At 72.2% G+C, this 13844-nt stretch carries 15 protein-coding genes and 1 pseudogene; 6 read left to right on the top strand and 10 right to left on the bottom strand.

Annotation, left to right across the window (positions count from 1 at the left end; translation table 11 throughout):
- Positions 1–53 precede the first annotated feature (53 nt).
- The 5 genes from ACFWVC_RS30245 to ACFWVC_RS30225 all read right to left on the bottom strand — a co-directional run bounded on the left by ACFWVC_RS30245 (position 54) and on the right by ACFWVC_RS30225 (position 3819).
- Entirely contained in the window at positions 54–254 is a 201-nt protein-coding gene (locus ACFWVC_RS30245) for a PspC domain-containing protein (protein WP_384294271.1), read from the bottom strand.
- 85 nt (positions 255–339) lie between these two features.
- Entirely contained in the window at positions 340–825 is a 486-nt protein-coding gene (locus ACFWVC_RS30240; RefSeq protein ID WP_384294268.1) for a VanZ family protein, read from the bottom strand.
- Positions 826–878: 53 nt separating this feature from the next.
- On the bottom strand, positions 879–1592 hold the full coding sequence (locus ACFWVC_RS30235; RefSeq protein ID WP_384294266.1) for a hypothetical protein: 714 nt from the start codon (positions 1590–1592) through the stop codon (positions 879–881).
- On the bottom strand, positions 1589–3145 hold the full coding sequence (locus ACFWVC_RS30230) for an ATP-binding protein (RefSeq protein ID WP_384294264.1): 1557 nt from the start codon (positions 3143–3145) through the stop codon (positions 1589–1591). The genes ACFWVC_RS30235 and ACFWVC_RS30230 overlap by 4 nt, the downstream gene beginning before the upstream one ends.
- Positions 3142–3819, bottom strand: a complete 678-nt coding sequence (locus ACFWVC_RS30225) for a response regulator transcription factor (protein WP_319658662.1) — start codon at positions 3817–3819, stop codon at positions 3142–3144. Before ACFWVC_RS30225 ends, ACFWVC_RS30230 begins: the two co-directional genes overlap by 4 nt.
- Before the next feature lie 187 nt (positions 3820–4006).
- Between ACFWVC_RS30225 and ACFWVC_RS30220 the strand changes: the two genes are divergently transcribed.
- Positions 4007–4849: a SigE family RNA polymerase sigma factor gene (locus tag ACFWVC_RS30220; RefSeq protein WP_384294260.1), complete on the top strand. Its 843-nt coding sequence runs from the start codon at positions 4007–4009 to the stop codon at positions 4847–4849.
- A gap of 140 nt (positions 4850–4989) precedes the next feature.
- Here the strand turns inward: ACFWVC_RS30220 and ACFWVC_RS30215 are convergent, their stop codons facing one another.
- Complete coding sequence (locus tag ACFWVC_RS30215; RefSeq protein WP_384294258.1) at positions 4990–5610, bottom strand: uridine kinase; 621 nt, start codon at positions 5608–5610, stop codon at positions 4990–4992.
- Between the two features lie 180 nt (positions 5611–5790).
- Between ACFWVC_RS30215 and ACFWVC_RS30210 the strand changes: the two genes are divergently transcribed.
- Positions 5791–6153 (top strand): hypothetical protein, encoded by a 363-nt coding sequence (locus ACFWVC_RS30210; protein WP_384294255.1) that lies wholly within the window; start codon positions 5791–5793, stop codon positions 6151–6153.
- A 214-nt stretch (positions 6154–6367) separates the two neighbouring features.
- A complete protein-coding gene (locus ACFWVC_RS30205) occupies positions 6368–6766 on the top strand; it encodes a hypothetical protein (RefSeq protein WP_384294251.1) in 399 nt (132 codons plus the stop codon).
- A gap of 49 nt (positions 6767–6815) precedes the next feature.
- Here ACFWVC_RS30205 and ACFWVC_RS30200 read toward each other — a convergent pair whose 3' ends face one another.
- From ACFWVC_RS30200 to deoC, 3 genes are read right to left on the bottom strand one after another with little or no spacing between them, the layout of a single operon-like run.
- The gene (locus tag ACFWVC_RS30200) at positions 6816–7730 is read right to left on the bottom strand and encodes an aldehyde dehydrogenase family protein (protein ID WP_384294246.1); all 915 of its coding nucleotides are present in this window, start codon (positions 7728–7730) and stop codon (positions 6816–6818) included.
- Positions 7723–9210 carry an aldehyde dehydrogenase family protein gene (locus tag ACFWVC_RS30195; RefSeq protein ID WP_384294241.1) on the bottom strand — a complete coding sequence of 496 codons (1488 nt, stop codon included), beginning with the start codon at positions 9208–9210 and terminating at the stop codon, positions 7723–7725. The genes ACFWVC_RS30200 and ACFWVC_RS30195 overlap by 8 nt, the downstream gene beginning before the upstream one ends.
- Before the next feature lie 8 nt (positions 9211–9218).
- Positions 9219–10214, bottom strand: coding sequence for a deoxyribose-phosphate aldolase (deoC, locus tag ACFWVC_RS30190; RefSeq protein ID WP_384294282.1), 996 nt, complete (start codon positions 10212–10214; stop codon positions 9219–9221).
- A gap of 131 nt (positions 10215–10345) precedes the next feature.
- On the opposite strand from deoC, the pseudogene ACFWVC_RS30185 reads away from it, so the two are divergent.
- From ACFWVC_RS30185 to ACFWVC_RS30175, 3 genes and pseudogenes are all read left to right on the top strand, one after another.
- Positions 10346–10864, top strand: a pseudogene (locus ACFWVC_RS30185) (SigE family RNA polymerase sigma factor); the annotation flags it as partial.
- Between the two features lie 46 nt (positions 10865–10910).
- The gene (locus tag ACFWVC_RS30180; protein WP_384294238.1) at positions 10911–11915 is read left to right on the top strand and encodes a hypothetical protein; all 1005 of its coding nucleotides are present in this window, start codon (positions 10911–10913) and stop codon (positions 11913–11915) included.
- 67 nt (positions 11916–11982) lie between these two features.
- Complete coding sequence (locus tag ACFWVC_RS30175) at positions 11983–12636, top strand: PH domain-containing protein (protein WP_384294234.1); 654 nt, start codon at positions 11983–11985, stop codon at positions 12634–12636.
- 415 nt (positions 12637–13051) lie between these two features.
- On the opposite strand, the gene ACFWVC_RS30170 is transcribed toward ACFWVC_RS30175, so the two are convergent.
- Entirely contained in the window at positions 13052–13816 is a 765-nt protein-coding gene (locus ACFWVC_RS30170; RefSeq protein ID WP_384294230.1) for a DUF5707 domain-containing protein, read from the bottom strand.
- Between the last annotated feature and the right edge of the window lie 28 nt (positions 13817–13844).

Raw genomic sequence — 13844 nt, 5'->3', positions numbered from 1 at the left:
GGCCGCACCCCCTGCCAGGGGGTGCGGCCCTCGCGCGTTCCCGGCGCCGGCGGCTACAGCGCGGCGGAGGGGCGCCCCTCGGCCGGCAGCACGACCCACAGCGCCAGGTAGAGCAGGAACTGCGGGCCGGGCAGGAGGCAGGAGAGCAGGAAGATCACGCGCATGGTGGTGTGCGAGGTGCCGAACCGGTCGGCGAGCCCGGCGCAGACGCCGGCGATCATCCGGCCGTGACGCGGGCGGACCAGAGCGGACATGGCGGGTGCTCCTTCGGGAGTTCCAGGCCGGTCGCTCCGGCCGATGTCACCACCGTACGAGCGCATACCGCCGTGAATCCTCGCTCTACGGGGCGATCCCGACCCTGTGAATCCTCGGGGTCCGGCCCTGAGAGCCGGCCGGGGCCGCGACACGCTCACCGCGCCGCCGCAGCCAGGCACGCGCGGCCGGCACGACCGCGAGGTGGGCCAGGGCGACGCCGGCGGTGTTGAGCAGCAGGGCGTCGACGTCGAAGATCTGGCCCGGCACGCCGGTCTGCATGAACTCCAGGGCCAGCGAGATCATCAGGCCGGCGAACACCGTCCGCGCGAACGAGCCCGGGCCGGAGGCCCGTGCGCGCCCCCCGGCCATGGGCAGCAGCACTCCCAGCGGGGCCAGCAGCACCAGTCCCGCGCCCAGCTCACGGGCCGCGTCCAGGGGCGGCAGGGCCAGGTCGGCGTGGATCGTCGCCAGGGGGCGCAGGTTGGGCGCGTCGACCCAGGCGACGTACTGCGGACGCAGCAACAGCCACCCCACCAGGGTCAGATGAACCGCGGCGAGTATCAGGCCCACCGCGCGCACTTTGGGGAGAGAGCCGTCGCGCCGCACGAAGGGAAGGACGTCCGTCACTTCACGGCGGTTCCAGCGGTTTCCGCCGCCTCGGGGTCCGTGCGCAGGGCGCTGGTGCAGGTGAAACGACGCACCTTTGTGTCGTCCGAGCCACCCAGCACCACCGAGCCGTCCGAGGACAGCGCCCGATCGCCCGCGAACGTGCACACCAACTGCGCGAGCGCGAACGGCGGCAGGTCCGACAGCGGCGCGCTCAGCCGCAGTGCGTCCCGGGGATCACCGGGGTGCGGTCCCTCCACGGCGAGGTCGCCCTGCACGGCGGTGCCGAAACCGGCCGCCGCCTCGGCCGTCCCGAGGCGTTGCTGCAGTTCGCGCAGGAGCACCACGGCCGTGCCGAGCCGGGTCAGCTCGGTGAGGGCGACCTTGCGGTGCACATCGGCGACCTGCTGGCTGCACACCAGGTACACGGTGGCGGTGGACTCCGCGGCGCGCGTCGCAGCCGGCGCCGAGGCGGAAGGCGACGCGGAGCCGGAGGCGGAAGGGGAGGCGGAAGCGGAAGGGGAGGCGGACGCCGTCGACCGGCTGTCGTCCGGCACCGCGCACGACACCCGCGACGGAGCCGGTCCCGCGTCCACCGGCACGGAGGTGGTGCGGATGCCGCAGCCGGCCGCCAGCGCCGCGCACAGCACGGCGAGGAGCGGGGCACGCCACCGTCCGGCGGCACGCGGCACCGCGGGGTGCGGGGCGGTGCCCCGGGGCGGCTGCGTCACGTGCTCACGTTTCCTTCCTCGGGCTCCGGGGCGAGGTCGTCGTCCCCACCGCCCATCGGCAGCCGCAGTGTGAAGACCGCGCCCCCGCCGGGGGCGTTGGCCGCGGTGATGCCGCCGCCGTGGATGTGCGCGTTCTCCAGCGCGATCGACAGGCCCAGGCCGCTGCCCTCGGAACGGGCGCGGGAGGCGTCGGCCTTGAAGAACCGGTCGAAGACGTGCGGCAGGACGTCCTCGGGGATGCCGGGGCCGTTGTCGGCGACCTCAACGACCAGTTCGTCACCGTCCTGCCGCACCTTGACCCGGACCGGCGAGCCGCCGTGCTTGAGGGCGTTGCCGATCAGGTTGGCCAGGATGACGTCGAGGCGGCGCGGGTCGAGCCGCGCGATGATGCCGCGCGGGGCGTCGAGATCGACCGCGTCCAGCCAGGCACGGGTGTCCATGCAGGCGGTGACCATGTCGGAGACGTCCACCGCGTCCTCGACGAGCCGGGCGGTGCCCGCGTCGAACCGGGTGACCTCCATCAGGTTCTCCACCAGCTCGCCCAGCCGCTTGGTCTCGCTCACCACCAGCCGCACCGCCGGTGCGATCATCGGGTCGAGCGAGTCGGCCTCGTCCTCCAGCACCTCGGTGACGGCGGTGATCGCGGTCAGCGGGGTGCGCAGTTCGTGCGACATGTCGGCGACGAAGCGGCGGCTGGCCGCCTCGCGCTGGCTGAGCTCGTCCACGCGCCGCTCCAGGCGCTCGGCGGTGCGGTTGAACGTCCTTGACAGCTCGGCGAGTTCGTCGGTGCCGGTCACGCGCAGCCGGGTGTCGAGCTTGCCCTCGCCGAGCCGTCGCGCGGCGTCGCCGAGCCGGGCCACGGGCCGCAGCACGGTGGAGGCGGCGGCCTGCGCCAGCAGCGCGGCGCCGATCAGGGCGAGGGCGGTCGCGATGCCGAGCGACCAGGCAAGCGAGTTGAGGTCCTTGCGCTCGGCCTCGAGCGACTTGAACATGTAGCCGGTCGGGCCGCCCCCGATCACCTTGGCGCCGCCCACCAGGTAGGGCTGGCCGCCACGGGTGATCCGCTGCCAGTACAGGTGGTACTCGGCGGGGTCGCCCTGCTTCGGGTTGCGCTTCTCGACGGCCTTGCGCAGCGACGGCGGCACCGCGTCCAGGGAGAGGCCGTCGCTGCTCGACTTGGTCGCGCAGCGCTCGCCGTCCGGCCCGGTGCCGATCAGGATCACCTGGTAGTTCTGCGTGCTCGCGCCGATGCTGCGCGTGGCCTCGGCCAGCTTGTCGCAGGACGGATGGCGCGGCAGCGACCCCGCGTTGCGCGTCATCGAGGCGCGGAAGTCGTTCAGCGCCGCGTTCTGGGCACGGGTCAGCACGGCGTCGCGGTTGAGCCAGTACGCGATGCCGGAGGCGGACACGGCGGCGGCCAGCGCCACGGCGGCGAAGACCGCCACCAGGCGCAGCCGCAGGCTCGTGAGCCTCAGCAACCTTGATCGCCAGCCGTTCAGCCGCTGCTCCGCGGGGTCGTCCTCGGTGGTGTGCTCGTGCTGCCCTGGATTCACGCCGGGGCGTCCAGGCGGTATCCGACGCCCCTGACGGTACGGATCAGGGTGGGTGACGACGGCACGTCCTCGATCTTCGCGCGCAACCGCTGCACACACGCGTCGACCAGGCGGGAGTCACCGAGGTAGTCGTGCTCCCACACCAGGCGCAGCAGTTGCTGCCGGGACAGCGCCTGCCCGGGCCGGCGGCTGAGCTCCAGCAGCAGGCGCAGCTCGGTGGGGGTCAGTTGCAGGTCCTCGCCGTTCTTCGTGACGGTCATCGCGGACCGGTCGATCACGATGCTGCCGAAGGCCGCCGAGTCGGAGCTGTCCCGCTCGCCGCGGCGCAGCACCGCGCGGATGCGGGCGTCCAGCACCCGCGGCTGGATCGGCTTGAGGACGTAGTCGTCCGCGCCGGACTCCAGGCCCACGACGACGTCGATGTCGTCGCTTCGGGCGGTCAGAAGGATGATCGGCAGTTGGTCGGTGCGCCGGATACGCCGGCAGACCTCGAAACCGTCGATCCCGGGCAGCATGACGTCCAGCACGATCAGGTCCGGCCGCTGCTCGCGCAGCAGCTTCAGCCCGTCCTCGCCCGTCGCCGCGGCCACCACTCGGTGGCCTTGGCGTGACAGGGCGAGTTCGAGGCTCGCTCGGATGGCGTCGTCGTCCTCGATCAGCAACAGGAAAGGCACGCCCGCATTCTCCACCAAGGATGGCCGCGGAAGGTACCTGTGGCGTCTGTGACGGGCCTGTGACACTCGGCGGACAGCGTCATGAAACTGGCCCGGCAGTCTATTGCTCACGGCGAGGGCCTCCCTGGACGAAGCTCCCGCCGGACCAAGACAGACACCAGGCAGGCTCCACCCACGGGGGCGCGAAATGAACGCACTGCACAGCATGACGACGGCAGTACTTCAGCCGCTCCCGCTCGTCTCCCACCAGCATGTCTGCAACGAGGAGCTTCGCCCGGCCGCAGCGGTGCACACCGCGGGGCGGGGCGTGGAGAAGTCCGGTGCCACGGGCGGGCGGGGGTGCGCTCGTGGCACCGGACGTGGGGTGATCCGCAACCGGCCGCTGTACTTCACGGCGATCGAGGGCGGTCACGGGGGACACGGGGGTGTCGCGTACGGAGAGGCCACGGGGGCCTCGGGGGATCTCGCCGGCCCGGCCACGGGCGGCGAGGAGGAGCGGCGGCTCTCGGCGGAGGCGGACTTCACCGCCTACGTCCAGGAGCGCCGGGCCTCTCTGTACGCGACCGCGTACCACCTGACCGGTGACCGGTTCGAGGCGGAGGACCTGCTGCAGAGCGCGCTGTTCTCCACCTACCGGGCCTGGGACCGGATCAGCGACAAGGCGGCGGTCGGGGGCTACCTCCGCCGCACCATGACCAATCTGCACATCAGCGCCTGGCGGCGCCGCAAGCTCAACGAGTACCCGACCGAGGAGCTGCCGGAGACGGTGGGCGACTCCGACGAGATGCGCGGCACCGAACTGCGGGCCGTGCTCTGGCAGGCGCTCGCCAAGCTGCCGGAGACCCAGCGCACGATGCTGGTGCTCCGCTACTACGAGGGCCGGACCGACCCGGAGATCGCCGACATCCTCGGCATCAGCGTCGGCACGGTGAAGAGCAGCATCTGGCGCTCCCTGCGCCGGCTGCGCGAGGACCAGACGCTCAGCGCGGGCGTCGACGAGGAAGGGGCGTTCGGCGAGCTGGTGGCCTGACGCCGCGGAGCCCCCGGGGGGATCGGGGGAGCGGGGGCTCCACAGCGGGGGGAGGGGGAAGAGGGAGCGGTCGCGTACAGCGGGGGGTCTGTGCGCACCGCTCCCTCGTCCATGTCATACGGACGTGGGCGCCGTTTCGTTCAGACCCGGACGGGAACCGATTCGACCCGGGCACCGATGATCCGTTCCAGCGCCTCGTCCCGGTCGCACACATGGGCCCCGAGCGCCGAGTGCCGGGCCACGATGTGCCGTTCGGCCCGCATCAGGTTCCAGCCGCGGCGCAGCAGGAAGGGCACCGACTTGCGGCCCTCGCGCAGATCCCGGGCGAAGCGGCGGCGGGCGGTGGTGACCGCCCCCCGGCTCAGGCACAGGGCGTCGGCGAGCAGCCCGAGGCCGTCGCACCGCGCGGCGATGTCGGCGGCGAAGATGCCCTCGGCGATGAACAGCGGTGCCCCGCCGAGCTCCACGGCCGTGCGGCCGATGATGGAGCTGGAGGCGAGGTCGTAGTCCGGCACCTCGGTGCGGCCGCTCGCGCACAGTTCGGCGACGGCGTCGAGGGCGGCGTCGGCGTTCCAGGACTGCGGCGAGTCCCAGTCGGCGCCGATGCCGCTCGGCAGCATCGGGAGGGTCGGGTCGTCGCCCTCCTTGTAGAAGTCGTCCAGGCGGAGGATCGGCAGCCCGGTACGGGCGGCGAGCGAGGACTTGCCGGACCCGGAGGGGCCGGTCAGCAGGATCACGCGGGCGGCGGGGTGGGAGCTCACGGAACACCAGTGTGAGGCATTCGGCCTTTGGAGTGACCCTCGGGGACATGCTTTGGACGGGTGATGTTCAACCAACTACCGTACGTGACGACATTGTCGCGTACGGAGACGGCCGCCGGCCCGCGACCGGCTCCGGTCTCCGGCCCGGCACCGGTTCAGTGACCAGGCAGGTGGACTTTCATGGCGCAGCTCTCCCGTACCCTCCTTCGCACCGCAGCCCTCGCGGTGTCGTCCGTCGCCGCCCTCGCGGTGGCCGGGGCGGCGCAGGCGGGCGCGGCGCAGCCCGACGGGCAGGGCAGCGCCGACAAGTCCGCCAAGTCCGCCAAGGAGACCGCGTCGGCCGTCGTCGGCACCATCAACTACCTGCCGGTCAACCCCCTGGCGCGCACCACCGTCAACCCCCTCGACAACGCGGTGGGTTCGCAGGTCAGCGACTTCAAGCCGGTGTCCACCGCCATGCTCACCAAGCCGGTCGCCGACAGCCGCTCGGTCGCCGATCTGCCGCTCGTCGGCGGCCTGGTGCGCACGCTCCAGGGCCACTGACCGTCGTTTCCGCTTCGCCCCGCTCTGACCAGCGACTTTCGGTCAGGCGGGGCGCGTCGTCCCGCGTGAATGAGGGACAACTTCGGTGTGAAGCCCTTTCGGTATTCGGACCGATGGGACGTCAGGCGCGCCACCGCCCACTACATTCCGCGAACCGAGATCAGCCGCAGCGGCGGCTCGGGCCGGATGAGCGGAAGGGCTGGAGGGGCAAGTGATGGCCGCACGCAAGGACCGCGGACCTGCGCCGGGTGCACGGTGGGGCGTCGAGCGGTCCGCCGACGGGGACCACCACTGGCGCATGAAGGCGAACAACGGCCGGGTGGTGGCGGTGTCGGCCGAGGGACGGCCCGATCCCGACACCTGTCGCGCCGACTTCAAGCTCCTCAAGAGCGAGATCGGCGAGCTCGGTTGTGTGATGCTGCACGCCCCCGGCGACGGCAGCGGGTGGTGCTGGGCCGCGCGCGACGGGCAGGGCCGCACCCTGGCCGTCTCCCCCCGCGCCTACGAGCGTTACTCGACCTGCCAGACGGCGTACGAACGCTTCGTCTCCTTATTGGCGGACACGACGGCGGACGACGCCGGGGGCACGGGGGCCGCCGATTCGGCCGAGTGAGACTGCCCGATGCTCCCCGGCGGCGGGAGGCGCCGCCGGGGAGTCGGAGTCAGTAGGCGGAGCCGGAGCCCGCGCCCGCACCCGCCGGGTGCCACACGGTCTTCGTCTCCAGGAACGCGGTCATGCGCTCCGTGCCGGGTTCGGCCGCCCAGTCCACAGCCTGTGGACGCAGCACCCGCTTGAGGTTGTCCGCGGCGGCCACCTCCAGCTCCCGGGCCAGATCGGCGTCGTGCGCCGCGCCCGCGAGGTCGATGGCGTTGACGTCCTGGTGCGCGGCGAGCGTCGGCGCGACCTCGGACGTCCGGCCGGACAGCAGGTTGACCACGCCGCCGGGTACGTCCGAGGTGGCCAGCACCTCGCCCAGCGACAGCGCGGGCAGCGGGGCCTTCTCGCTGGTGACGACGACCGCGGTGTTGCCGGTGGCGATCACCGGGGCGATCACCGAGACCAGGCCGAGGAAGGACGACTCCTGCGGTGCGAGGACCGCCACGACGCCGGTGGGCTCGGGGCTGGAGAGGTTGAAGTACGGCCCCGCCACCGGGTTGGCGCCGCCGACGACCTGCGCGATCTTGTCGGTCCACCCCGCGTACCAGACCCAGCGGTCGATCGCGGCGTCCACGACGGCGGCCGCCTTGGACTTCGACAGCCCCTCGGCCTCGCCGACCTCGCGCACGAACTGGTCCCGGCGGCCCTCCAGCATCTCCGCGACGCGGTAGAGGACCTGGCCCCGGTTGTACGCGGTCGCGCCGGACCAGCCGGCGACGGCCTTGCGGGCGGCGGAGACCGCGTCACGGGCGTCCTTGCGGGACGACTGCGGGGCGTTGGCGAGCCAGTCGCCCTTGGAGTCGGTCACCTCGTACACCCGCCCGCTCTCGCTGCGGGGGAACTTGCCCCCGACGAACAGCTTGTAGGTCTTGAAGACGGACAGCCGCGCCGCCTCAGACTTCTCAGCCTTCTCAGACATCGAGGTACCCCTCCAGACCGTGCCGGCCGCCCTCGCGGCCGAAGCCCGACTCCTTGTAACCGCCGAAGGGCGAGGTCGGGTCGAACTTGTTGAACGTGTTGGCCCACACCACGCCCGCGCGGAGCTGGTTCGCGACCGACAGGATGCGCGAGCCCTTCTCCGTCCAGATGCCGGCCGACAGGCCGTACGGGGTGTTGTTGGCCTTCTCCACGGCCTCGGCCGGGGTGCGGAAGGTCAGCACCGACAGCACCGGGCCGAAGATCTCCTCGCGGGCGATGCGGTGCGCCTGGGTGACGCCGGTGAAGAGCGTCGGCGCGAACCAGTAGCCGGACGAGGGCAGTTCGCACTCGGGCGACCAGCGCTCGGCGCCCTCGGCCTCGCCGGCCTCGGCGAGCGCGGTGATCCGCGCCAGCTGCTCGGCGGAGTTGATGGCGCCGACGTCGGTGTTCTTGTCCAGCGGGTCGCCCACGCGCAGCGTCGACAGGCGGCGCTTGAGCGCGTCCAGCACCTCGTCGGCCACCGACTCCTGGAGCAGCAGGCGGGAGCCGGCGCAGCAGACCTGGCCCTGGTTGAAGAAGATGCCGTTGACGATCCCCTCGACGGCCTGGTCGATCGGGGCGTCGTCGAAGACGATGTTGGCGCCCTTGCCGCCCAGCTCCAGCGTGACCTTCTTCTTCGTGCCGGCGACGCTGCGGGCGATCTGCTTGCCGACCGCGGTGGAGCCGGTGAAGGCGACCTTGTCCACGTCCTCGTGCGAGACGAGGGCCGCGCCCGCGTCACCGTAGCCGGGGAGGATGTTGACGACGCCCCTCGGCAGGCCCGCCTGGCGGCAGATGTCGGCGAAGAACAGCGCGGACAGCGGCGTGGTCTCGGCGGGCTTGAGGACCACGGTGTTGCCGGCGGCCAGCGCCGGGGCGATCTTCCACGCCAGCATCAGCAGCGGGAAGTTCCAGGGGATGACCTGGCCGGCCACGCCCAGCGGGCGCGGGTTCGGGCCGTAGCCGGCGTGCGAGAGCTTGTCCGCCCAGCCCGCGTAGTAGAAGAAGTGCGCGGCGACCAGGGGGAGGTCGGCGTCGCGGGTCTCCTTGATCGGCTTGCCGTTGTCCAGCGACTCCAGCACGGCCAGTTCGCGCGAGCGCTCCTGGACGATCCGGGCGATGCGGAACAGGTACTTGGCCCGCTCGGAGCCGGGCAGCGCCGACCACGAGGTGAAGGCGCGGCGGGCGGCCCGCACGGCGCGGTCCACGTCCGCCTCACCGGCCCGGGCGACCTCGGAGAGCACCTCCTCGGACGAGGGGCTGACGGTCTTGAAGACCCTGCCGTCGGCGGCCTCGGCGAACTCACCGTCGATGAACAGGCCGTAGGAGGGCGCGATGTCGACGACGGAACGGGACTCCGGCGCGGGCGCGTACGCGAAGGCGGAGCCCGGCCTCGGCTGCTCGGGCTGCTGCGTGGGTGTCTTCTGCGTGTTCTTGGTCATGGGGTTTCTCAGTCCACCGTCACGTAGTCGGGACCGGAGTAGCGGCCGGTGCTCAGCTTCTGGCGCTGCATGAGCAGGTCGTTCAGCAGGCTGGAGGCGCCGAAACGGAACCACTCGTTGCTCAGCCACTCGTCGCCCACGGTCTCGTTCACCAGCACCAGGAACTTGATGGCGTCCTTGGAGGTGCGGATGCCGCCGGCGGGCTTCACGCCGATCTGGACGCCGGTGGCGGCGCGGAAGTCGCGCACCGCCTCCAGCATCAGCAGGGTGTTGGCGGGGGTGGCGTTGACCGCGACCTTGCCGGTCGAGGTCTTGATGAAGTCGGCGCCGGCGAGCATGCCGAGCCAGGAGGCGCGGCGGATGTTGTCGTACGTCGCCAGCTCACCGGTCTCGAAGATCACCTTGAGGCGGGCGGCGGTGCCCCCGGGGCGGCCGCAGGCCTCCTTGACCGCCTTGATCTCCTCGAAGACCTTCAGGTAGCGGCCGGAGAGGAAGGCGCCGCGGTCGATGACCATGTCGACCTCGTCGGCTCCGGCGGCCACCGCGTCGGCGACGTCGGCGAGCTTGACGGGCAGCGCGGCGCGGCCTGCCGGGAAGGCGGTGGCGACGGACGCGACCCGGACGCCGGAGGCGCCGAGGGACTCCTTGGCGATGGCGGCCATGTCCGGGTAGACGCAGATCGCGGCGACCTTGGGGGCCGTGCGGTCGGTCGGGTCCGGAGTGACGCCCTTGGCGCACAGCGCCCGGACCTTGCCCGGGGTGTCCGCGCCCTCGAGCGTGGTCAGGTCGATCATGGAGATCGCCAGGTCGATGGCGTAGGCCTTCGCCGTGGTCTTGATCGAACGGGTGCCGAGGCTTGCGGCGCGGGCCTCGAGGCCGACCGCGTCGACGCCGGGCAGCCCGTGCAGGAAGCGGCGCAGCGCGGCGTCGGAGGCCGTGACGTCGGACATCGACGCCAGCCTCGCCGCGGCGTCCGGGCCGTGAGCGGGAACAGTGGTGGGCATGGTCACCAGGGGAGCATATCTACGCGCGTAGCGCATGTCACTACCCGGGAGGGGGATTCGTGAGGACCGACGGCCCGGTCCGGCAACCGATTCCGCCGAACCGGTGGTCTGGAAGGTGAAGGGGGTCATCGATGAATCCGGACGACGAAGCGCAGTTCCAAGGCTACGTCCGCGCCAGGTGGGCCCATCTGGTGCGGACCGCCTATCTGCTCACAGGTGACAGGCATCACGCCGAGGACCTGGCCCAGACGGCGCTCGCCAAGGCCTACCGGTCCTGGCGCAGGCTCCAGCGCAAGGACAATCCCGACGCCTATGTGCGCCGGATCCTGATCACGTGCAACAAGGACCGGTTCCGCAAGAAACGGGTGCCCGAGCGGCTGGTCGACGCTCCGCCGGACGGCGCGGGGGCCGATCCGACGGCGCGGGTCGCCCAGCGCGAGGTGCTGCTGGAGGCGCTCGGCGAACTGCCCGCCCGGCAGCGGGCCGTGGTGGTCCTGCGGTACTGGGACGACCTGTCGGAGACCGAGGTCGCGCACGTGCTCGGCTGCTCGGTGGGGACGGTCAAGAGCCAGGCGGCCAGAGGCCTGGCCAAACTCCGCGGCCATCTGGAAGCGGCGGGAGCGACGGGCGCCGCCCCGGAAGAGGGGCCGGCGCGGTGGACCACGGCGAGGCACACAGAGACAGGAGGAGGGGCCGATGAACGGCATGGGCCGGAGCAGGGCACGCAAGGACGGCGGGCGCGGACCGCAGACGGGGGGCCCGCAGGACACCGCGTTCGAGGCGAGGCTGCGCGATCTGCTGGAGCGGGAGTCGGACGGGTTCCATCCAGGTGAGGCGCCGTACGCCTCGATCGTGCGGCAGGGCAGGACCGACCGCAGGCGCCGTATGGCGGCCGCGGGGGCCGGTCTGGCGGCACTCGTGGCGGTGCCGGGCACGGCGGTGGCCGTGCACTTCCAGCCGGACGGGCGCGGGGCGACCGCGCAGCCGGCCGGGGGCACCTTGCCGGCGACGACCGCGGGCACGGCCCGTCCTCAGTCCTCCGTCCCGGTGGTGGGCACTTCCCCCACGCCCTCCGGCCCCGAGGGCCCGGCCACCCCGGGGCAACTCGTGGACGGCATCACGATGCGGCAGGCGAGCGAGGCGGTCGGCGAGTGCCTGGCTTTCGACGGGCGGCACCAGCCCCAGGTGACGACCTCCGGGCCCGGTTCCGGCGCAGCCGGGGACTACCGCGTGATCCTCGCCCTGAAGGCAACCGGTGACGACAACGCGCCGGGGGACGGCTTCAGGGTCGTCGCGGTCGGCAGGCCGGAGGCCGGGGCCCTGCGCCTGATCTGCACCATGAAGGGCGGGAGGATCTCAGGCCTGAACTCCGCGGGTGGCGAGGACCCGGGGCGCGGTCCCGTCGCACCCGACATCAACGCCACCAAGCTCTACGAGCAGACGATGATCACCAGCAGCGCCTGGCGGTTCCCCTATCGCTGGGGCAGCATCGGCACGGTCGAACCCCAGGTCGCCAAGGTCACCGTCTCCTATGGAGGCGTCACCAGCGAGGCGGCCCTCGACCACGGCTATTACGCGGCCACCGGCATACTCACCCGGCCGGTGACCTCCGCGCCGCGCGTCAAGGGCTATGACGCGACGGGGAAGCTGATCTACGACTCCAGGCAGGACACCGTCTACGAGCAGACCGTGGGCGGCTGACGCCGATGCACTAACGCAACCTCGGCCCCATGAGGCGGCGGCGGGCCTTCGGGCACAATCTGATCTCATGACGAGCTCGCAGACCCCCGCCCCCGACCCGCAGCCCGATCCGGGGGAGCCGAAGTACGCCGACCGGTCCTACCGCTCGACGGCCGGTATCGCCGGCGGCGTGCTCATGCTCGCCATCGCCCTCTGGCTCTGCGGCGACGCGATCTTCCGGGGCGAGGGCCGCACCCCCTGGGCCGCGCTGGCGCTGCTGGTGCTGATCGTCTCGCTGATCGCCGCCTTCAGCCTGCGCCCGGTGGTGTACGCGGGGCAGGAGCGGCTGCGGGTGCGCAACCCCTTCCGGACGATCACCGCGCCCTGGGCGGCGGTGGAGGGGCTGCGTGCCGGGTACTCCACGGAACTGTTCGCCGGGGGCAAGAAGTACCAGCTGTGGGCGGTCCCGGTGTCGTTGCGCGCCCGCAAGCGCGCGGCGCGGACCAGGGCCCGGGCGGTGGCCGCGGCCGATCCGGGCGCGACCTTGAGCAAGCGCCCCGGCGCGACGGACTCCACCAGGGCCTGGTCCGACCAGGTCGTCGACGAGTTGCGCGAGCTCGCCGAGAAGAACGCGCGACGTGACACCGCCCAGGGCGAGGTCACGGTGCGCTGGGCCTACGAGGTGATCGCCCCCGCGGTGGCCGCGTTGATCGCCCTGGTGGTCCTGCTCGCCATGGGGTGAGCCGGAGTGGCGGCCGTGCTGCCGTCGCAGTCCATCGGTGCCCTGCGGCGGCTCGGGAGCCGGCCACACGCGGTGAGATTTCGGGGGAGTGCCGCGCCCGGCTGTCCGCGTTCCGGTTCGGGCCGGCAGAACGAATGACCCAACCCGGCGGATGCTCGCTTCGTCGCTCCGTCAATAGGCCGATCCAGCGTGCTCCGCTCGCGGAAAAGACACCCCTGAAAACAAGAACGGCACGCCAGGGCCGAATTCCGTACGGCGGGCGCGCGTTTTGCTTCCGGGCGCGGGATAACGCCGGTCCGGCGGATTCATCTCGAATTTGCCCCGCAGGACCCCCTTGCTCGTCGAATTCACCGGCCGCGGAGACGGTGCGGCGCCGGGCCCCGTGAGGGGTCCGGCGCCGGCAGTGGCCCGGGGCTCAGCGGACGTCGACGAAGTCGGCAGCGGAGACCGCGGCCGCGGTGTCTGCCGTGCCGGCCCAGGACCAGCGGTAGGAGCCGTCGATGAGCGCCGGGACGGTGGTGGAGACGGTGCCGTCGGCAGCGGTCTTGACGGTCTTGACGGTGATCCAGGAGTCGCAGTCGGCCACGCGGAACTGCAGCGCGACGGGGCGGCCGGCCGCGGCGGGGGCGTACGCGCCCGCCGCCCAGTCGGCGTGCTGGACACTGCCCTTGACGGTGAGGTTCTTGCCGAACTTCACCGGTTCGGGGGTGGCGTCGGCGGTCACCTGGGTGTCGCGCCGCACGTCGAAGGTGGCAGCGGCGTCCAGGAAGACGGCGTCGCTGTCCGGAGCGATCGCCCAGGCGGAGACGCTCCAGGCGCCTGCCTGCGAGCCGTCGGCCGGGACGGTGCCGGGCGTGAGGGTGAAGGTCAGAGTGCAGGTGCTGGTGGTCTCGGTGGTCGGTTCGCAGGCCGCCGCCGAGGGCACGGTGACGTCCTGGTCGGCGAACGTGCCGTGGTACAGGGTGGCGTTGATCTGATCGAGGCCGGACGGGTCGGTGGCGGTGACCTTGACGGTGACGTCTCTCTCCGCCGTGCCGACGACGACGGGCTGACCGCCGTTGACGACCACGCCGGTGATGTCGGTGTCGCCGTACCTCTGGTCCGCGTGAGCGGCCGGAAGGGCGAGGGCGGACAGGACAAGGACGCCGGAAGCGGCGACGACTGCTGAGCCAATGCGCATGTGAATTCCCCAAGGTGAGTGCCACGGC

The organism is Streptomyces sp. NPDC058691 (assembly GCF_042714775.1).
Classification (GTDB): Bacteria; Actinomycetota; Actinomycetes; order Streptomycetales; family Streptomycetaceae; genus Actinacidiphila.
Note: the sequence above shows the minus strand (reverse complement) of the source record. Positions and strands in the feature narration are given on the sequence as shown.